At 72.7% G+C, this 18118-nt stretch carries 16 protein-coding genes and 1 pseudogene; 10 read left to right on the plus strand and 7 right to left on the minus strand.

Annotation, left to right across the window (positions count from 1 at the left end):
* Positions 1-984, minus strand: coding sequence for a dehydrogenase (locus ACFY2Q_RS18980; RefSeq protein WP_387131773.1), 984 nt, complete (start codon positions 982-984; stop codon positions 1-3).
* Between the two features lie 93 nt (positions 985-1077).
* On the opposite strand from ACFY2Q_RS18980, the gene ACFY2Q_RS18985 reads away from it, so the two are divergent.
* Both ACFY2Q_RS18985 and ACFY2Q_RS18990 read left to right on the plus strand, forming a co-directional pair.
* Positions 1078-2013: a CDP-alcohol phosphatidyltransferase family protein gene (locus tag ACFY2Q_RS18985; protein ID WP_387131774.1), complete on the plus strand. Its 936-nt coding sequence runs from the start codon at positions 1078-1080 to the stop codon at positions 2011-2013.
* On the plus strand, positions 2010-3758 hold the full coding sequence (locus ACFY2Q_RS18990; RefSeq protein ID WP_387131776.1) for a sulfatase-like hydrolase/transferase: 1749 nt from the start codon (positions 2010-2012) through the stop codon (positions 3756-3758). The genes ACFY2Q_RS18985 and ACFY2Q_RS18990 overlap by 4 nt, the downstream gene beginning before the upstream one ends.
* Before the next feature lie 38 nt (positions 3759-3796).
* Here the strand turns inward: ACFY2Q_RS18990 and ACFY2Q_RS18995 are convergent, their stop codons facing one another.
* Positions 3797-4618: an NAD-dependent epimerase/dehydratase family protein gene (locus ACFY2Q_RS18995; RefSeq protein ID WP_387131778.1), complete on the minus strand. Its 822-nt coding sequence runs from the start codon at positions 4616-4618 to the stop codon at positions 3797-3799.
* Positions 4619-4654: 36 nt separating this feature from the next.
* On the opposite strand from ACFY2Q_RS18995, the pseudogene ACFY2Q_RS19000 reads away from it, so the two are divergent.
* A pseudogene (locus ACFY2Q_RS19000) lies at positions 4655-4762 on the plus strand (sigma factor); the annotation flags it as partial.
* Positions 4763-4885: 123 nt separating this feature from the next.
* Positions 4886-7591, plus strand: a complete 2706-nt coding sequence (locus tag ACFY2Q_RS19005; RefSeq protein WP_387131780.1) for a collagen-binding domain-containing protein — start codon at positions 4886-4888, stop codon at positions 7589-7591.
* 86 nt (positions 7592-7677) lie between these two features.
* On the opposite strand, the gene ACFY2Q_RS19010 is transcribed toward ACFY2Q_RS19005, so the two are convergent.
* The gene (locus tag ACFY2Q_RS19010) at positions 7678-8271 is read right to left on the minus strand and encodes a helix-turn-helix domain-containing protein (protein ID WP_387131782.1); all 594 of its coding nucleotides are present in this window, start codon (positions 8269-8271) and stop codon (positions 7678-7680) included.
* Positions 8272-8346: 75 nt separating this feature from the next.
* Here ACFY2Q_RS19010 and ACFY2Q_RS19015 point away from each other — a divergent pair, with 75 nt between their 5' ends.
* The gene (locus ACFY2Q_RS19015; protein ID WP_387131784.1) at positions 8347-9912 is read left to right on the plus strand and encodes an FAD-dependent oxidoreductase; all 1566 of its coding nucleotides are present in this window, start codon (positions 8347-8349) and stop codon (positions 9910-9912) included.
* Between the two features lie 234 nt (positions 9913-10146).
* A complete protein-coding gene (locus ACFY2Q_RS19020) occupies positions 10147-11763 on the plus strand; it encodes a hypothetical protein (protein ID WP_387131785.1) in 1617 nt (538 codons plus the stop codon).
* Positions 11764-11887: 124 nt separating this feature from the next.
* On the opposite strand, the gene ACFY2Q_RS19025 is transcribed toward ACFY2Q_RS19020, so the two are convergent.
* Entirely contained in the window at positions 11888-13276 is a 1389-nt protein-coding gene (locus ACFY2Q_RS19025; RefSeq protein WP_387131787.1) for a hypothetical protein, read from the minus strand.
* 4 nt (positions 13277-13280) lie between these two features.
* Positions 13281-13748 (minus strand): hypothetical protein, encoded by a 468-nt coding sequence (locus ACFY2Q_RS19030; RefSeq protein WP_387131788.1) that lies wholly within the window; start codon positions 13746-13748, stop codon positions 13281-13283.
* 102 nt (positions 13749-13850) lie between these two features.
* Here ACFY2Q_RS19030 and ACFY2Q_RS19035 point away from each other — a divergent pair, with 102 nt between their 5' ends.
* Complete coding sequence (locus tag ACFY2Q_RS19035; RefSeq protein WP_387131791.1) at positions 13851-14687, plus strand: copper resistance protein CopC; 837 nt, start codon at positions 13851-13853, stop codon at positions 14685-14687.
* Between the two features lie 18 nt (positions 14688-14705).
* Here the strand turns inward: ACFY2Q_RS19035 and ACFY2Q_RS19040 are convergent, their stop codons facing one another.
* Positions 14706-15092 carry a DUF2267 domain-containing protein gene (locus ACFY2Q_RS19040; protein ID WP_387131792.1) on the minus strand — a complete coding sequence of 129 codons (387 nt, stop codon included), beginning with the start codon at positions 15090-15092 and terminating at the stop codon, positions 14706-14708.
* Between the two features lie 168 nt (positions 15093-15260).
* Here ACFY2Q_RS19040 and ACFY2Q_RS19045 point away from each other — a divergent pair, with 168 nt between their 5' ends.
* The 3 genes from ACFY2Q_RS19045 to ACFY2Q_RS19055 all read left to right on the plus strand — a co-directional run bounded on the left by ACFY2Q_RS19045 (position 15261) and on the right by ACFY2Q_RS19055 (position 16475).
* Entirely contained in the window at positions 15261-15593 is a 333-nt protein-coding gene (locus ACFY2Q_RS19045; protein WP_387131793.1) for a nuclear transport factor 2 family protein, read from the plus strand.
* A 127-nt stretch (positions 15594-15720) separates the two neighbouring features.
* Positions 15721-16053, plus strand: coding sequence for an STAS domain-containing protein (locus ACFY2Q_RS19050; protein WP_387131795.1), 333 nt, complete (start codon positions 15721-15723; stop codon positions 16051-16053).
* Positions 16053-16475, plus strand: a complete 423-nt coding sequence (locus ACFY2Q_RS19055; RefSeq protein ID WP_387131797.1) for an ATP-binding protein — start codon at positions 16053-16055, stop codon at positions 16473-16475. Before ACFY2Q_RS19050 ends, ACFY2Q_RS19055 begins: the two co-directional genes overlap by 1 nt.
* A gap of 10 nt (positions 16476-16485) precedes the next feature.
* On the opposite strand, the gene ACFY2Q_RS19060 is transcribed toward ACFY2Q_RS19055, so the two are convergent.
* Positions 16486-18030, minus strand: coding sequence for a PP2C family protein-serine/threonine phosphatase (locus tag ACFY2Q_RS19060; RefSeq protein WP_387131798.1), 1545 nt, complete (start codon positions 18028-18030; stop codon positions 16486-16488).
* Positions 18031-18118: the final 88 nt, after the last annotated feature.

Here is an 18118-nt window from a genome sequence, read left to right on the forward strand (position 1 = left end):
TCACTCTCCGTCGTCGTAGGTGATGAGATGGCACAGCGCGGGCAACTCGCCAGTGCCCAGTCGGGCGAGCACGTCGGGCAGCTCCGCGAACCGGGACGCGCCGGTGATCAGCGCGTCGAAGGCCGGGTCGTCGAGCAGGTCCAGGGCCAGGGCCAGCCGGTCGGTGTAGCTGCGGCGACCCCGCCGGGCGGGCGCGACCATGCCGACCTGGCTGCTGCGTACGGTAAGCCGGCCGGAGTGGAACGCCCCGCCCAGCGACACCTGCACCGGGCGGTCCCCGTACCAGCTCAGCTCGACAACTGTGCCCTCCGGAGCGAGCAGGTCCAGCGAGCGTTGCAGCCCGGCGGCGGTGGCGCTGGCGTGCACCACCAGGTCCCGGTCACCGGCCGCGTCGTCCGGCCGGGCGAACCCGACGCCGAGCGCCCCGGCCACCCCGGCCCGGCGGGCGTCGGTGTCGACGAGTTCGACGTGCACCCCGGGGAACCGGGCCAGCAGCGCCGCCACGCAGCAGCCGACCATGCCCGCCCCGATGACCGTGACCCGGTCGCCGACCAGCGGCGCGGCGTCCCACAGCGCGTTCACCGCGGTCTCCACGGTGCCGGCGAGCACCGCGCGGGCCGGCGGCACGTCGTCCGGCACCGGCACCACGGCGCTGGCCGGCACGACGTACGCGCTCTGGTGCGGGTGCAGGCAGAACACGGTACGCCCGAGCAGTTCCGGCGGGCCCTGCTCGACCACGCCGACGCTGAGATAGCCGTACTTCACCGGGCCGGGGAAGTCGCCCTCCTGGAACGGGGCGCGCATCGAGGCGTACTGGTCGGGGGGCACCCGGCCGGCGAAGACGAGCGTCTCGGTGCCCCGGCTGACGCCTGAGTAGCGGGCCCGTACCAGCACCTCGTCGGGGCCCGGTTCGGGCAGCGACAGCGGCCGGATCTCCGCCACGCCGGGCTCGCGCACCCAGCAGGCGTACGCCTCGCGGATCACCGTCGCGCACCTCACCTTCGCTCCGGGCCGAACCGAACGGCCGTGTTTTCCGTGTTCCCTGTCGGGGTCGTCGATCATAAACACGGAGGTACGGTGCCCACAGTTCGAAGCGGTCCGGTGATTGGGCTCACCGCCCAACTGGTAGTGCTCGCAGTCCTCGCCGCCACAGTGGGTCTGACAGCGGCCGGCTGGCTGGCCGGGTTGGGCTACGCGGCGGTGACCTGTCTCGCCCTGAGCCGGGGTCTGCGCCGGGCCGGCGCGTCGCGTCTCGGCCCGGCCGACCGGGTGACGCTGACCCGGGCCGTCCTGGTCGGCGCCGTCACCGCTCTGGTGGTGGACTCGTTCGACCGGCCCACGCCGGTGGGGCTGCTGGTCACTGTGACGGCGGTGGCTCTGCTGCTGGACGCGGTGGACGGCCAGGTCGCGCGGCGCACCGGCACGGTGAGCGCGTTGGGTGCGCGCTTCGACATGGAGGTCGACGCGTTCCTCATTCTGGTGCTCAGCGTGTACGTCGCCCCGGCCGCCGGTGGTTGGGTGTTGGCAATCGGCCTGATGCGGTACGTGTTCGTCGCGGCGAGCGCGGTGCTGCCCTGGCTGGGTGGGTCGCTGCCGCCGCGCCTGTGGCGCAAGGTGGTGGCCGCCGCGCAGGGGGTGCTGTTGGCGGTCGCCGCGGCGGGAGTGCTGCCGCGGCCGTGGACCACGCTTGTGCTGGTGGCGGCGCTGGCGCTGCTGATCGAGTCGTTCGGCAGGGACGTGGCCTGGCTGTGGCGACGCCGCTCGACGTCCCGCCGTCAGCCGGCGGCACGTCCCCGGTTCGACACGCCGGTCGCCGTGGCGTTGGATCCCGTGTCGGCCGGGCGGATGGTCACCGGGCGGGCGGGGGCCACGCCACCGGCTCATGCGCCCGGAACCACGCCGGTGGCGCTGCCGACCGGGGGGCAGACCCCTGTCACCGTGCCGCCGTTGCTGCCCGTACCCGCGATGGCCACCCTCTCGGGCGCCACGGTCCCCGCACACTGGACGCGATGATGCGCCTTCCCGACCGGCTGCGCCGGCTGACCGTCCCGCCGCGGCCGCGCCCCGCGCGCACCGGCGACGCCTCCCCGCGTACCCCCGGATTGCCGGCCGGGTCCGACGGCCGTCGCGGCCGGACGCGGCGGGCGCTCGGCGCGGCGCTCGCGGTCCTGCTCGTGTACGGCGTGCTGGTCGGCCCGGACCGGCTCAGTGAGCTGACTCCCGGCGCGTTCGTCCGCATCCCGCTGGAGGGGCTGCTCCTCGCCGCGCTCCTGCTGGCGCTGCCGACGCGGCCCCGGCGGACGGTGGTGGCAGTGGTCGGGCCGGTGCTCGGCCTGCTGGCCGTCGTGAAGCTTGCCGACCTGGGCTTCCGCTCGGCGCTCGACCGGCCGTTCGACCTGGTGCTGGACTGGCTGCTGCTCGACGACGCGTTCGGTTTCGTCAGCGACTCGGCCGGCCGGGCCGGCGCCCTCGGCGCGGCGGTCGGCGTCGTGCTGGTGATCGTCGTGCTGTTGCTTGTGGTGACTGTGGCGCTGCGGCGGTTCGCGGCGCTGCTCGTGGGCCACGAGCGTACGGCGACGCGGGTGGTGGCGGCGCTCACCGTCGCCTGGGTGGCGTGCGCCGTGGTCGGGGTGCGCATCGTGCCCGGCGTGCCGGTGGCCGACGCCGGGGCGACCGCGCTCGTCGGCGCACACGCCCGCCAGGTGGACGACCGGCTGCGCGACAGTGGGCGGTTCACCGCGAAGATCGGCAGCGACCCGTTCCGGGATGTACCGGGTGAGCAGTTGCTGACCGGGCTGCGCGGCAAGGACGTCGTGCTGGCTTTCGTGGAGAGCTACGGTCGTGACGCGGTGGAGAACCCGGAGTTGGCGCCGCAGGTCAACGCGGTCCTGGACGCCGGGACCGAGACGCTGCGCGCGGCCGGGTACGGCAGCCGCAGCGGCTTCCTCACCTCCCCCACGTTCGGCGGCGGCAGCTGGTTGGCGCACGACACCCTGCTGTCCGGGTTGTGGACGGACAACGAGCAGCGGCACCGCGCCCTGCTGGCCAGTGACCGGCTGACCCTCAACGGCGCGTTCCGCAGGGCCGGCTGGCAGACCGTCGGGGTGCTTCCGGCGGCCACCCAGCCGTGGCCGGAGCAGGGCTTCTTCTCCTACGACCGCTACTTCGACGCCGAGGCGCTCGGCTACCGGGGGCCGAACTTCAGTTACGCCCCGATGCCCGACCAGTACACGCTGTCGTTCTTCCAGCGGCAGGTCCGGGCGGGGGCGGACCGCCCGATCATGGCGCAGATCCCGCTGATCTCCAGCCACTCGCCGTGGACGGCGGTGCCTCAGATGATCGGCTGGGACCAGGTGGGCGACGGCTCGATCTACCACAACGACGCCGGCGCGGCCGACGACGGCGAGACCGACGAGCGGGACACCGGGCGGGCTCGCACGGGCTACCGGCAGGCCATCGCCTACTCGCTTCAGACGTTGATCTCCTATGTGCAGACGTACGGGGACGACGACCTGGTGCTGGTGTTCCTCGGTGACCACCAGCCCTCCCCTGTGGTGACCGGCGAAGGCGCGAGCCGGGACGTGCCGATCACCATCGTCGCCCGGGATCAGGCCGTGCTGGACCGGGTGGCGGGCTGGGGCTGGCAGGACGGGTTACGGCCCGGCCCGCAGGCCCCGGTGTGGCCGATGGACACCTTCCGCGACCGTTTCCTGACCACCTTCGGAACGTCGCCGCCGCCGCTCGCCGCGCCGCGCTGACCTGGACTGGACGTCCGGCAGGGCAGTCGCATGCCGCGTCAGGACGGCGGAGGAGGTGCCATGACGTGCCGCAGGGAGTATTCCGGGCTGGTGTAGGCGCCGCCCTGGAATGCGGTGGCGTCGGAGGGCGTCTCCGAACCGGGTACCCACGCCGCATACCTCTCGGCGTCGTCCACCGGCAGGTATCCGAGCTGCTCTCCGGCAGCGGTGTCCCAGAAGGTGCGGGTGTTTCCCGAGACGGCGTAGGCGGTCACGAAGTGCACGTCCGGCGCCGTGATGGCCGCACGGATGAAGCCCACGCCGTCGCGCGGGCTCAACCACGTTGCCAGATAGCGGGGCTCGATCGGCTCGTCCTCGAAACTGCCGATGCGCAGGCACACCACCGAGAGTCCGAACTTGTCGGCGTAGAGGCGGCCGAGTGCTTCGACGGCGACCTTGCTCACCCCGTAGAAACCGTCAGGTCGTACGGGCGCGTCCGGGTCGACGACCTGCCCCACGGGGTAGAACCCGGTGACACGGTTGCTGCTGGCCAGGACGACCCGCCGCACCCCGTGCCGGCGGGCCGCCTCCAGCACGTGGTAGGTGCCCAGCACATTGCTGTCGAGGAGGTCGGCGAACGGTGCCTCATCCGCGAGGCCCGCCAGATGCACCACGGCGTCCGCCCCCTCCAGCGCTTCCACCACCGCGTCGAGGTCCGTCAGATCCAGTTGGATCGCCCGCTCCGTCGGTGCGGTCGGCCGCATGGGGACCCGGTCGACAAGCACGAGCCGGCCGACCTCGCCGCGCAGGTGTTCGCGGACTGTAGAACCGATGCGCCCGGCGGCGCCCGTGACGATGACAGTGCCCAGTTGTACGACCATCCACCCATTGTGGTCCCGTGCACCGACAGGACGTCGATGCACGAGGCGTTCGTCGACCACCGCAACCTGCTCTTCACAGTGGCGTACGAGATGCTCGGCTCGGCCGCCGACGCCGAGGACGTCCTCCAGGAGACATGGCTACGTCGGCTTGTGGCTCCTGCGCCACTGATCCACGGACCAGTCATCAGCTGACATTTGGATCAAACCTGCCAAATACCCGCAAATGCCTCGTTAGGCTCCCCTGGCGCAACTAATACGGGGGTCAGGATGAGAATTTCGTGGCGTGGTGGCCGCAGGTCGCGACTGGCGGCGCTTGTCGCCGTGGGTGGCCTGCTGGCAGTCAGCGGCCCACCGGTGCCGGCACTCGCCGCACCGCGACCGGTAAATCAGGCGGCGGTCGCCGCGGCCATCGGGCCGCTCGATCCGGTCGCCGAGGCGCTCAGCTTCGGTGTGATGACCGAGGGCGACGCGAACCTGGGCAGCGGCGAGAACGAAGGCACAGTGGCCGCCGGCGGTGACCTCACCTTCGGCAACTACCAGGTGGCCGCCGCCACCGCCGGATCGTTCGTCGTCCCCGGAGACGCCAACCCAAGCGCCCTCGTCGTGGGTGGTCGGGTCAACTTCGCCGGGAGTGTGCCCGGCACGCGCCTCCAGGTGCTCAACAACGGGTACGCCAAGGTCGGCGACCTCACCGGCACGTTCGTCCGCAACATCGACAACAACGGCGCGCAGGTCAACACCCGGATCCTCCCGGCGGACAACTATGACGCCTCGCCCCGGGTCGAGCTCGTCACCCGGCAGCCGGTCGACAGCGTCGGGCCGACGTCGCCTGTCAACTTCACCGGGGCGTTCGCCGCCTTCCGGGCCACCTCCAGCGAGTTGGCCACCTGCAACAACACGGTGGTGCTGCGTACGCCCAACGGCGACGTGCTGCCCAGACCGATCCCGCCGGGCAGCAACGCCGTGGTGACCTTGACGCCAGGCGTGACGAACGTGCTCGACCTGAGCGCCGCAGACCTCGCCAACATCGCGGTCCTGACCTTCGCCGACCAGCCCACCGCGAGCACCCCGTTGCTTGTGAACGTGGACACCAGCGGCGTGGGCAACACCTTCGACTGGACCGCACCGAACTTCGCCGGGATCGGCGGGCCGCAGGCGCGCTACATCCTGTTCAACTTCCCGACCGCCACCGCGCTCACCCTCACCCCGCAGTCGGCCACCGTGGAGGGCACGATCTACGCGCCCAACGCCACCTTCACCAAGCGCTCGGCCACCAACGCCGAGGGCACCATCATCACGCGCACGCTGGACCACCTCGGCGGCGAGATCCACTACTTCCCGTTCAGCACCACCCTCTCCTGCCAGGGTGCCAGCTCGGCGGACATCGCCCTGATCAAGTCGACGGCCACGACGGTGATCACCAGAGTCGGCCAGGAGGTGGAGTACATCTTCGAGGTCGTCAACACCGGCGGTGTCCCACTCACCGGCATCACGATCACCGACACGCAGACCCCGCCGTCGTCGAACGCCAACCTCGGCCCGATCACCTGCGCCGCCACCACTCTCGCGCCCGGCGCGCAGACCGAGTGCAGGGCCACCTACACGGTCACGCAGGCGGACCTGGACAACGGCAGCGTCACCGACACGGCCACCGCACAGGGCACCCCGCCGAGCGGTCCCGCTGTCGTCTCCGGACCGGACAGCGAGACGATCCCCGTCGAGGGGCTGACCGCCGACATATCGGTGGTGAAGTCGACCACCACCACGTCCATCACGTCCGTCGGCCAGCAGGTTCCGTACACCTTCCTGGTGGTCAACACCGGCAGCGTCACGCTCAGGAACGTCACGGTCAACGACACAGTGCTGCCGCCGTCCGAGCGTGGCGTGCTCGGGCCGATCACCTGCGGCCCGCAGAACGTCCCGAACGGCACAGTGGTGCTGACACCGGGTGATTCCGTGCAGTGCCGGGCGACCTACACGGTGACCGAGGAGGACTTCGCCGGCTCGTCGCTGCGCGACGTCGCCACCGCCACCGGCACACCGCCGTCCGGCCCGGCGCCGGTCTCGCCGCCGTCCCCGCTGGACATCCCGGTCCCGCATCCGTCGGTCGCCATCGACAAGTCGGTGACGCCCACAGTGGTGTCGGCGGCCGGTGACGTGGTCACCTACCGGTTCGTCGTCAGCAACACCGGCAACACCACGCTCAACTCGGTGACGATCGAGGAGACCGCCTTCTCCGGCACCGGCACGCGCGGGACGATCACCTGCGGCACCCCGCCGGCGGCCAACGGCAGTGTCACCCTCGCGCCCGGCGAAAGCGTCACCTGCACGTCGCGCTACACGGTCACCGCTGCCGACGTCGAGGCCGGACGCATCACGAACACGGCCGTCGCGGTCGGTACGCCGCCGACCACCCCCGGCCAGGAACCGCCAGGCCCGGTCCGCTCCGAGCCGGACTCGTCGGAGGTGACGGCCAGGCCAGGCACCGCTGCGATCACGGTGGTGAAATCGAGCACCACCCACGTGATCACCCGACCTGGCGAGCAGGTGCCGTTCCAGTTCGTGGTCACCAACACCGGGCAGGTGACGCTGACTGACGTGACGGTCACCGACACACTGACCCCGCCGGCGTCGTCGGCAAACCTCGGCCCGATCACCTGCGGCCCGGACCGGACGCCCAACGGGTCCGTCACGCTGGCCGCGGGTGCGGCAGTGACCTGCACGGCGACCTACACGGTCAGCAAGGCCGACATCCGCAACGGCTCGGTACGCAACACAGCGACGGCCACCGGCACACCGCCGCAGGGGCCGGCGCCGGTGTCGCCCGAGTCGACAATCAGCATCCGGGTGAAGGGAATGCTCCCGGTGACCGGTGAGTCCCTTCCGCTCAACTGGATGGGCGCCGGCGTGCTGGCCGTACTGCTGGGCGCGGCCCTGCTGCTGGTGGCCCGGCAGCGCAAGACCCGCGCGTAGCGCGAGGTGATCGCGGGGGTCGGACCGGAGGGGAACCGGTCCGGCCCTCGCGGTCTGTTTCGGCAGCGCCAGCGCCTCGGCCGCGGCTACTGCCCCTCGGCGGCGGCGGGGCGGGCGCGGACGTGCAGCCGCTCCCCCTGCGGCCCGAAGAGGATGAGGCCCTCGGCGGTGCCGGGGCCGGGATTGAGAATGCGGTGCGGGATCCGGGTGTCGAACTCGGCCACCTCCCCCTCGGTGAGCGTCAGGTCGTTCTCGCCGAGCAGCAGGCGCAACCGTCCGGTGAGCACGTAGAGCCACTCGTAGCCCTCGTGGCTCTGCTGGGTCCGGTCCCCGGCGGAGCCGTCCGGCGGGAAGATCACCTTGAACGCTTGGACGCCGCCGGGTCGGCGGGTGAGGGGCAGGAACGTGACGCCGTGCCGGACGATCGGTGTGGGGCGTACCCGTGGGTCGCCGGTGACCGGGGTGTCCACCAACTCGTCGAGCGGCACCTGGTGGGCCCTCGCCAGCGGGAGCAGCAACTCCAGGGTGGGCTTTCGGCTTCCGGACTCCAACCGGGAGAGGGTGCTCACCGAGATGCCGGTCAACTCGGCGAGCTGGGTAAGTGTCGTCCCACGCTTGTGGCGCAGGGCGCGAAGCCGGGGGCCGACAGCGGCCAGCGCGGCTCTGTCCTCGTTTGCCATAACGGCAACGATAGTTGCCGTGGGAGCGACAGCGGCGGATGGTGGAGCCCAGCCGACACACAAGGGGGAACACCTGTGAGCGAGACATACGACGTCGTGGTGGTAGGCGGGGGCGCGGCAGGGCTCAGCGGAGCCCTGGCGCTGAGCCGGGCGCGACGGTCGGTGCTGGTGATCGACGCGGGCGAGCCGCGCAACGCGCCGGCCGACCACGTGCACAACTACCTGGGCAGGGAGGGCACGCCGCCGGCCGAGCTGATCGCGGCCGGGCGTGCCGAGGTGGCCGGGTACGGCGGTCAGTTCCGCGCCGGCCGGGTGGAGGCCGCCACCCGGGACGACGACGGGTTCCAGCTCACCCTCGACGACGGCTCGGTGGTGCGGGCTCGCCGGCTGCTGGTGGCCACCGGGCTGAAGGACGAGCTCCCCGACGTGCCCGGGGTGGCGCAGCGGTGGGGCCGGGACGTGCTGCACTGCCCGTACTGCCACGGCTGGGAGGTCCAGGACCGGCGGATCGGTGTGCTGGCGACCGGGCCGCTTGCCGTCTACCAGGCCGAGACGTGGCGACAGTGGAGCGCCGACGTGCTGCTCCTGCTGCACGACGTCCCGACCCCGGACGAGGAGACGGCCGAGCGGCTCGCCGCACGGGGCATCGCGGTGGTGCCGGGGCCGGTAGCCGCGCTGGAGGTGACCGGGGACGCGCTGACCGGCGTACGCCTCGCCGACGGCCGGGTGGTGGCGCTCGACGCCGTAGTGGTGGGGCCCCGGAGCATCGCCCGCGCCGACCTGCTTGTCGGGCTGGGCCTGGCCCCGGAGGAGGTGACGATCGCCGGGTACGTGGTCGGCACCCAGATCCCGACCGACGCGGCCGGAGCCACGGCGGTGCCGGGCGTGTGGGTGGCGGGCAACGTGGCCGACATCCGCGGCCAGGTGATCACGTCCGCAGCGAACGGCCTGATGACCGGCGCGGCGATAAACGCGGACCTGATCGCCGAGGAGACCCGCGACGCGGTGACCGCGTACCGGCACACGGTCGCCACCGCCTTCGAGGAGCCGGCGTGGGAGGAGCGTTACCTGTCGAGGCCCGCGGTGTGGAGCGGCCGGCCGAACCCCCAACTGGTCACCGAGGCCGCCGACCTGACGCCAGGTCGGGCGCTGGACGTGGGCAGCGGGGAGGGCGCCGACGCGGTGTGGCTGGCCGAGCGGGGTTGGCAGGTGACGGCTGTGGACATCTCGACCACCGCGCTGGCCCGCGCCGCCGAGCACGCCGAGGCCGCAGGTGTCGGTGACCGGGTCGAGTTCACGCATGCCGACCTCCGCGAGAAGCCTCCGGCCGAGCAGGCGTACGACCTGGTGTCGGCGCAGTTCATGCACCTGCCGCCGGAGCCCCGGCGGGAGTTGTTCGCCCGGCTGGCCGCCGCGGTGGCCCCCGGTGGCGTCCTGCTGATCGTCGGGCACCACCCGTCGGACCTGTGGACGTCGGGGCACCGCATCCACATGCCGGAGATGATGTACACCGCCGAGGAGGTGGCCGCGTCGTTGGACCCGGCCCAGTGGGACGTCCTCGCCAGCGAGACCCGCTCTCGGCCCGGTCCGGACCCCGCCACCACCTTCCACGACGCGGTCCTGGTGGCCCGCCGCACCTGACCCCCATCCCCCTCCCCTGTCGATCATAAAGTGGTGGCGCCGGAAAGGCGCTGATCTGCGGCTCTCGTGAGGCACCACAACTCCATGATCGACGGGGTTGGGGCGGGTTTGGAGATCGGGGCCGGGGCAGGCCTTCGCACGGGGCGCGTGCGGCGGTAGCGTTGCGCGACACTCGCGGCCCGCGGGGCGGTGCACCGCCGGCCCCGGCGCCCCCGATCGTACGGAGGATGGTGCATGTCCATCGGCGCTGAGCCGCTCGCAGCACGCGACGACGCGGCCTCGCGGCCGAGCTTCGAGCTCACCCTGCGCGGCTACGACAAACGCCAGGTGGACCGGCACCTGGAGCAGCTCGACGGTCAGATCGCGATGCTCAGCGGCGAGCACGGACGCTCCGCCGTGCGGGTCCGCGAGCTGACCGCCGAAGTGCAGCGACTGCGCGCCGAACTGGCCGAGCTGCACGATCAGCCAGTGCAGGTGGACCGCGCCTCGTTCCAGGACCTGGGCCCGATGGTCGGGGAGATCCTGACCCTCGCCGAGAAGCAGGCCGCCCTCATCACCGAGTCGGCCACCGACCGGGCGAACGAACTGCGCACCGAGGCGGAGCGGATCCTCGCCGACACCCGCGAGCGGGCCGCGCAGGCACGCCACGACCTGTCCGAGGAGGTGGCCGCGCGACGCGCCGAGCAGGAGCAGGCGTACGAGGAGCGGCGCAGCGTGGCCGAGGCCGAGCTGACCACGATCCGGGAGCGCGCGGAGCAACTGCGCGCCGACGGTGAGGCCGCGTACGAACGCGCGCAGCACGAGGCGAAACGCATCACCGAGCAGAGCGCGCAGCAGCTCAACCAGACACGGGTCGCCGCCGACGCCCTGATGAAGTCGGCGCGTACGCAGATCCAGCAGGAGGTCCAGACGGCCCGGGCCAAGAGCCAGCAGGAGATGGCCCAGTGGCAGGCCGGGGTGGAGCGTGAGGTCGCCGAGCGGCGCAGCGCCGCCGAACAGGAGATCGCCGAGCTGAAGGCCGCCGCCCAGGAGGAGCTGGCCGAGCAGCGCAGGTCGACCGAGCAGCAGATCGCGTCGCTGCTTGCCGAGGCGCAGCAGCACGTGACCGACCTGCGTAACCGTGCCGACGAGCAGGCTGCCAGCCACCAGGAGCAGCTCGCCGCGCTGCAACAGGATATCGAGGAGCGACAGCAGGAGTCGGCCCAGCTGCACACCGAGTTGGAGACCGCCGAGCAGCAGCTCGCCGAGATCCGCGCCGAGGGCGAGACCCTGGAGAACGAGCTGTCCCGGATGCAGCAGCGGCTCGTCGAGGTCCGCCGGGACCTCACCGCCGAGGCGACACGACTGGAGGAGGCCCGCCGGGCCGGAGACTCCGCCGAGCGGCACGCCAAGGACGTCCGCGCCCGGGTGCAGCGGGAGGCGAAGCGGGTGGCCGACCTGGCCGCCGCCGCCGTGATGGCCGCCGCCGCTGGTGGCACGGAGACCGCGGAGTACCCGATGGTCGGCGCCCGTTCCCACCCCGGGGCGTCCATCGTCGACAGGCAGACCGCACCTCAGGCCGGTGTCGAACGGCCGAGCCCGGACCGGCCCGCCGACAGCGACCAGACCGACGGCCAGTTCGCTGGCGACGCGTCGCACGCCGACCAGATCGGCGACGACCAGTCGCGCGCCGACCAGGCAGGTGGCGGGGGCGTTTCGCCGGCCGGGCTGGAGACGACCATCGACCACACGGTTGTCGCGGACGAGCCCGACGACGACGCCGACCGGCACGCCCTCCGGGCCGACCCGACGCCGGTGCCGTTCCTGCCCTTCGGGCAGCCGGTCAGCGAGAACGGCGCCGCCCGGCACTGACCTCGACACCTACCGCCGGCCCGGCCCCCGCGACGATCACGCGCGGAGTCGGGCCGGCGGCCGTGTCACAACGGCGATACGCGCCGCCACCCCCGGCCCGCGCCGCAACCGGCGGCCGGCGGTCCTAGCCTGCGTAGAGCAGCAGCAGGCCGGCGACGGTGTAGGCGACCATAAGCGCGAGCAGCGGGAGCTGACCGGCCACCGCTCGCGCCCGGGGAAACAGGTACAGGGCGCGGTCGTGGGCGAGCAGCGTGCCGAGCAGGTGCCCGAGGATGATGACGGTGATCTGCAGACTGGCCACCCCGGACGGGGTGACAAGTGCGGTGTGCGGCTGCCAACCGGCGGTGCCGAACCAGTCGGCACCCGTGTCCCGGGGGTCGGAGAGCAGGGCGACGGTGCGCTGACCCTCCAGGATCAGCAGCGAGTAGTAGTGCGCCACCACGTACCCCACCGCGATCGGCACGATCGAGTGGGCGATCTCCCCGGGGGCCCGCCGCGCCGAGGCCGCACCCTCGGCCGAGGCCGCGCCACTGGGCGAGACCGCGTCACCGCGCGGACCGACCCGGCCGATGTGGGCCGCGGCGGCCACGGCGACGAGGTACGCCACTGCGACCACGCCGATGACAAGCACCAGCCCGGCGCTGCCGGTGACCGCCGGGGACCTGCCGTTCTCCTGGGAGAAGCGCAGCCAGGCCGGCGCGTTGGAGAGACTGTCGAACATCGTCGAGCCGAGCAGCACGATCACCACGGCGACCAGCCCGGGGCGGGGTCGCAACCCGGCGATGCCGTCGAGCGGGTTGCGCCACACCAGCACCCCGTCGGCGGCCCGGCCGATCGGGGCGAGCCGGCCGACAAGCGCGCTGTAGACCTCGAACGGGTCGGCCCGGTCGAACCAGGCCGCGCCGAACAGCACCGCACCGGCGAGCATGACCACTGCGTACCCGGCGAGCCACGCGCCGATCACCGGCAGGGTGGCCCGGTCCGGTGCGACAAGTTCCAGCCAGACGAACGAGAACAGGGTGACGGCGGCGGGCCAGAGACCCAGACCGGGCGGCAGCTCGCGGAAGCCGCGCGCCGGGTCCCGCCTCGCCGCGAGCGCGACGAGCAGGTGCACCGTACGCAGTGGATTGACCGCGCGCCAGACCGGGCCGAACAGCAGCGAGACGGGCACCAGCCCGACCCAGAGCAGCACGTAGAGGGCGCCGGCCGTCGGGTTGTCGGCGGTGTCCGGTCCGGCGAGCAGGCCCACGCAGAACCAGCCGGCGGCTAGCAGCCCCAGCCCGCGCAACACCCCACGGAACGCGGGGGCGTCGACGAGGCGGGCCAACCAGTCCGGCACCTGCCGGCCGCCGCTCGCGTCCCGGTCCAGGCGCGGCTCGCGCCAGAGCGCGCCGAGCGCGACGAACGTGACGACGAGGGTCAGGGTCGCGGCGACAACGAGCTGTGCCAGCGTGATCGGCAGGTCCTGCCGGCCGCCGACGCCGTGCGCCAACAGTTCCGGAGCGCCGTTCATCCGCTCAGCGCACGACGAGCTGGAACAGCACCAGCTCGGTCTCGTGCGTCTCCACCTCGAACAGTCCGGTCTTGTCGGCGCGGAACTGCACGGAGCCGGGGGCGCCGGCCGGCAGCCGGGCGCCCAGGTCATACCCGTGCACGTGCAGTTCGTCGGCCGTGTCCGAGGTGACCGTGATCCGGACCAACTCGCCCTTGCTCACGGTGACCCGGCCGGTCGGCGGGGTGACCCGTCGCTTCGCGATGGTCACGGTGATCTCCCGGTCGACAGTGGGCGTGCTGGCGCTCGGGCTGGGAGTGGGGCTGTCCGCCGCGGTCGGGGTGGCGCCCGGTACGGCGACGGATGTCGGCGCCGCCGAGGGGGCGGCCACGGACGGGTCGTCATCCTGCCCGCACCCGGTGACGAGCAGCGCGGTGAGGAGACCTGTGGCGAGGACGGCGGGGAGACGGGAACCGGGGGCGCGGACGTACACGGGCGGACTCCGAACGACGCGAGGGGACGGGTGTGGAGATGATCGTCGGGGAGGTGAACTCTACGTCTTGTTCGGCGCCGGGGAAATGACCATTATGAACGAATGCGATCGAGGCTGGCCACTGTCTGTCACGTCCTGACCCGTGCCGCCGCGGCGCTTGTCGCGATGCTGGCGGTGACGCTACTGTTGCCCGCCGCTCCGGCATCCGCCCACGGGCAGTTGGCGACCTCCACCCCGCTTACCGGCACTGTGGTCCGGGAGCCGCTGGCCCAGGTCGGGTTGTACTTCACCGAGAAGCCGGCCGCCAACGCGCACTTCACCGTCACCGGCCCGGACGGGAAACGTGTGGACAACGGCTGGTCGTTCGGCGAGCCGAAGCGACTGGACAAGCCGGTCCAGGAGTACTTCATGGTCAACGGTGTCTTCGAGCCGCGGCTCTACCACACCGGCTTCCCCGCCATGGTGGCCGTCGCGCACTGGCCGGCGAAGGGCAGGTACACCGCCACGTACCTCTCCGTCGCCTCGGACGGCGAGGCGGTGCGGGGCAACGTCACGTTCGACTACCAGGGTCCGGGCACGGCGGCTCCGGCCGGTTGGACGGCCCCCACTGACGAGCCGGCCCCCGCCCTGCTCGCGCTGATCGAGGGGACTCCATCGGCGGCCCCCGCGCCCGACGCGACGGGCACCCCCGTGGCCCAGCCGGCGGCGCCGGAGCCGAACGGAGGGCTTCCGCCATGGCTGTTGCCCGCCGCGGTCGTGCTGGTCGTCGGCACGATCATCGCGGTGGCGGCCCGCCGCAAGCCGGCACCGCCCCGGTCCGGCGGGGCCGCCCGCCCGCGAGCGGGAGCGAGCCGCAAACCGGCACAGCGCCGAAACGCCGCCCGTCCCCGAGCGGGAACGAACCGCCGACCGGCTCGCCGCAGTCGCCCGCAGGGCTGACGCGCCACCGCCTGTCGGTCAGGGCCCGTGCGGCAGGGGCTGGGCCAGGGCCCGCAGGTCCGCCGGGAGCTGGGACAGGGCGTCCTCGAACTCCCGGTGCCCGACCACCCGGTGCATCGTCTGGAGCACCGCCCGCACGCCCCGCTCGGCTCCCGGCCGGTCGGTGCCGGCGCGCTCGGCCACCCGCCGCAGGAACTCGTCGTACCCGAACGCCTCGGGCGGTTCGGCGGCCTTGACCAGCAGTGGGCTCAGCTCGGCGGCCAGGTGGGGAGCCAGCGCGGCAGCCTCGCCGCCGCTGAGCCGCTCGGTGAGCGTACGCAGAACGGCCTCGGTCAGCGGGCCTGCCTGCTCCGGCGGGACACCCGCCCGTGCCGCAACCTTGTCGACGAACGTCAGCTCGGCCATCGCCCCGCCCTTCCGTTCCGGAGACACGTGGCTACCCGGGCGCACCCCCGGCAAACCCCGACACGGTTCTGTCGGTTGCTCCCCGCCCCGCCAGTCCCGGCTCGTACGGTGAGGTCGGACCGGGACCACGGCGGCCGCCCACGGCGGCCCGTGCCGCAGGAGGAGCAGATGGCTGTCGACCTGCCCGACGTGATCGACAAGTACTTCCAGGCCACCGCCGACGGCGACATGGACGCGTTCGGCGCCTGCTTCGCGGACACCGCGAGCGTGGCCGACGAGGACCGGCTCTACGACGGCCGTGCCTCGATCCGCTCTTGGGGGGAGCGCACCGCGGCGGCCACCTCGTACACCGCCGAACCGCTGCGTGTCACTCCCCAGGCCGGTGACTCGTACCTGGTCCTCACTCGGGTTTCGGGCGACTTCCCGGGCAGCCCGATCGAGCTGCGGTACCGGTTCACGCTCCGCGGCGACCTGATCGGCGCCCTCGACATCCGCCCGTAGCGACCGGTTGACCGGCTCGAACGACCCGCGCGCGGAACGTCGCCGGACGGACGAAGCGCCCAACCGGCGGTCGGGTGACATGATGTGCCGACAACACCTGTCACGACGAGGAAGGTGCTGCTGTCTCATGGCGCACTTCGAGGCCCGCACGTCCACGGCACCTGGGCGGATCGTGGTGGAGCTGACCGGTGAGTGCGACCTGGCTGCCCAGGGTGAGCTGACCACCGTGTTGTCCGCGGCGGTCCGGGCCGCGCCGGTGGTGGTCGTCGATGTGGGCGGGTTACGGTTCCTCGACTCCACAGGCCTGCACGGCCTGGTGACCGCCCATCAGGCGGCGCGGGCAACGGGCCGGCATCTCTACGCGGTGAACGCCGCCGGGCCCGTCGCCGCCGTTCTGGACATCACGGGCATCGGCAACCTGCTGCGCCCGCCCGCCGACGACCCGCGGTTGGCGGGCTGATGCCGGCCGACCGGCGGGAGACCCGCACCGTGGCCGGGCAGTCGACACCGCCGATCGTCGACACCATGGCGTACGAGGTGGCGACCGACCTGCGGGCGCTGCGCACCTTCGTCACCACCGAGGCTCTGGCCCGGGGCCTGTCGCCGCAGCGGGTGGAGCTGCTGACGCTTGCGGTAAGCGAGTTGGCCACCAACACGTTGCAACACACGAGCGGTGGGGGCCAGGTCCGGCTCTGGGCCGAGGGCGGCCAACTGTTCTGCGACGTGGTCGACCAGGGGCCGCTGCGGACGTTCGGTCGCGGCATGCCCACGGCCGAGGCGGTACGCGGTCGCGGGCTCGCCATCGTCGAGCAGGTCTGCGACGAGGTGGCAGTGTTCAGCGACCCCGAGGGGACAGTGGTGCGGATCCGGCTGGGCATGTGAGCCGGCCCGCTCAGGGCAGCACGCGCACGGCCAGGGTGCAGGTGTCGTCGTCCGGGCTGGGATGGTTCAACAGGTCCCGCAGCCCGGCGAGGGTCTGCTCCCCCGGCGCGGCGGTGACCGTGGAGAGCGTCGCGCGTACCCGCGCCAGCAGGCCCTCGTCGGGCGTCCGTCGCTCCACCAGGCCGTCGGTGTAGAACAGCACCAGGTCGCCGGGGCGCAGGCGCGGGGTGAGCACCGGGTAGGCGGAGTCGTCGTCGGCGCCCAGCAGCAGGCCCGGCGGGCGGTCGAGCGGGCCTGTCGCGCCGTCGCGGGACAGCAGCGGCACCATGTGCCCGGCGCGCCCCCAGCGGAGCACACGGGTCGCCGGGTCGTACACCGCGACGACGGCGGTCCCGGTGATTGCGAGTTGGCCGCAGAGCCGGTTGAGGTGCCCCAGCAGCACCGACGGGTCGCGGATGCCTATCGACAGCCACGCCACCAGGGCGAATCGCAGGTGCGCCATCCCGCTCGCCGCGTCCAGTCCGTGACCGGCGACGTCGCCGACCGCGAGCACGACCTGCCCGTCCGGCAGGGTCTGCGCGTGGTACCAGTCCCCGCCCACCCGCGCGGTGCTCTCTGCCGGCAGGTAGTTGACGATCGCCTCCAGGCCCGCGAGCGGAAACGGCTCGCGGGGCACCGGTTGGATCAGGTTCTGCAACTGGCCGGCGAGCCGGTGCTCGGCCAGCGCGGTCATCTCCCGCGTCCGCAGTTGGTCGCTGAGCTGCTCGATCGCGGTCCGCGAGTCCACCCGAGCGGTCACGTCCTGCACCACGGCGTGGATCTTCAGCGGTACGCCGTTGGCGTCGCGGGAGACGTCGGAGAGGATCCGCAGGTGCCGCACCGAGCCCGCCGCCTGGAACCGGGCCGTCACGTCCGAGGTCGCCCCGCTGTCAAGGGTCTGCCACACCGTCTCGCCGAGGAGGTAGTCGTCCGGGAGCAGGGCAGCGGACTGCTCGGCGCGCGACATCGGGCCGACCGCCGGGTCGCGCTCGAAGATCCGGTACATGCCGGGTGACCACTGGCTGACCCCGCTGGCGAGGTCGTACTCGGCCCAGCCGAGGCTGCCCAGCAACTCGGTGCGCTCCAGTCGACGCCGGTCCTCGTCGAGGCGCTGCCAGGCGACCAGCAGACCACCGAGGACGCGGTGAACGTGGATGTCGAACAGTGAGTCGGCGACGACACCGGCGCGCTTCTCGACGTACCGGAAGTCGGCCAGCCGGCCGGACGACCCGGTGGCGAGCACCTCGAGGTAGAGCCGCCAGAGCGGGCCGTCGACCATTGTCGGGTACAGCTCGCTGAGCCGCGCGCCCACCCGCGCGGTGCCCCTGCCGTAGATGTCGCGGCGCTGCCCGCTGGTGGCGGCGATCCGGAAGTCGACGACCGGCCCGTCGTCGTGTGGCACGGGCAGCAGCCACGTGCAGCCGGCCGGGACGACCGCCAGGATCTCCCGGACGACAGCCTCGATCGGCAGTGCCCCGTCGCCGTCGGGCGCGTCGGCCCCGGCCTGGTCTGCCATGGCGGTCAGCCTAGTCACCGGCGCACCTCCGGCGCGGCGGCGATGCGCACCCATTCGGGCCGGCCGGCTGCCACAATGCGGTCAGCCC

The organism is Micromonospora sp. NPDC000316 (assembly GCF_042898885.1).
Taxonomy (GTDB): domain Bacteria; phylum Actinomycetota; class Actinomycetes; order Mycobacteriales; family Micromonosporaceae; genus Micromonospora.

Coding starts and splice junctions, on each gene's coding strand:
- ACFY2Q_RS19060 (WP_387131798.1), bottom strand. CDS start 18,030: ATGGCAGACCAGGCCGGGGCCGACGCGCCCGACGGCGACGGGGCACTG.
- ACFY2Q_RS19045 (WP_387131793.1), top strand. CDS start 15,261: ATGGCTGTCGACCTGCCCGACGTGATCGACAAGTACTTCCAGGCCACC.
- ACFY2Q_RS19055 (WP_387131797.1), top strand. CDS start 16,053: ATGCCGGCCGACCGGCGGGAGACCCGCACCGTGGCCGGGCAGTCGACA.
- ACFY2Q_RS19010 (WP_387131782.1), bottom strand. CDS start 8,271: ATGGCAAACGAGGACAGAGCCGCGCTGGCCGCTGTCGGCCCCCGGCTT.
- ACFY2Q_RS19005 (WP_387131780.1), top strand. CDS start 4,886: ATGAGAATTTCGTGGCGTGGTGGCCGCAGGTCGCGACTGGCGGCGCTT.
- ACFY2Q_RS18995 (WP_387131778.1), bottom strand. CDS start 4,618: ATGGTCGTACAACTGGGCACTGTCATCGTCACGGGCGCCGCCGGGCGC.
- ACFY2Q_RS19025 (WP_387131787.1), bottom strand. CDS start 13,276: ATGAACGGCGCTCCGGAACTGTTGGCGCACGGCGTCGGCGGCCGGCAG.
- ACFY2Q_RS19035 (WP_387131791.1), top strand. CDS start 13,851: ATGCGATCGAGGCTGGCCACTGTCTGTCACGTCCTGACCCGTGCCGCC.
- ACFY2Q_RS18990 (WP_387131776.1), top strand. CDS start 2,010: ATGATGCGCCTTCCCGACCGGCTGCGCCGGCTGACCGTCCCGCCGCGG.
- ACFY2Q_RS19040 (WP_387131792.1), bottom strand. CDS start 15,092: ATGGCCGAGCTGACGTTCGTCGACAAGGTTGCGGCACGGGCGGGTGTC.
- ACFY2Q_RS19050 (WP_387131795.1), top strand. CDS start 15,721: ATGGCGCACTTCGAGGCCCGCACGTCCACGGCACCTGGGCGGATCGTG.
- ACFY2Q_RS19020 (WP_387131785.1), top strand. CDS start 10,147: ATGTCCATCGGCGCTGAGCCGCTCGCAGCACGCGACGACGCGGCCTCG.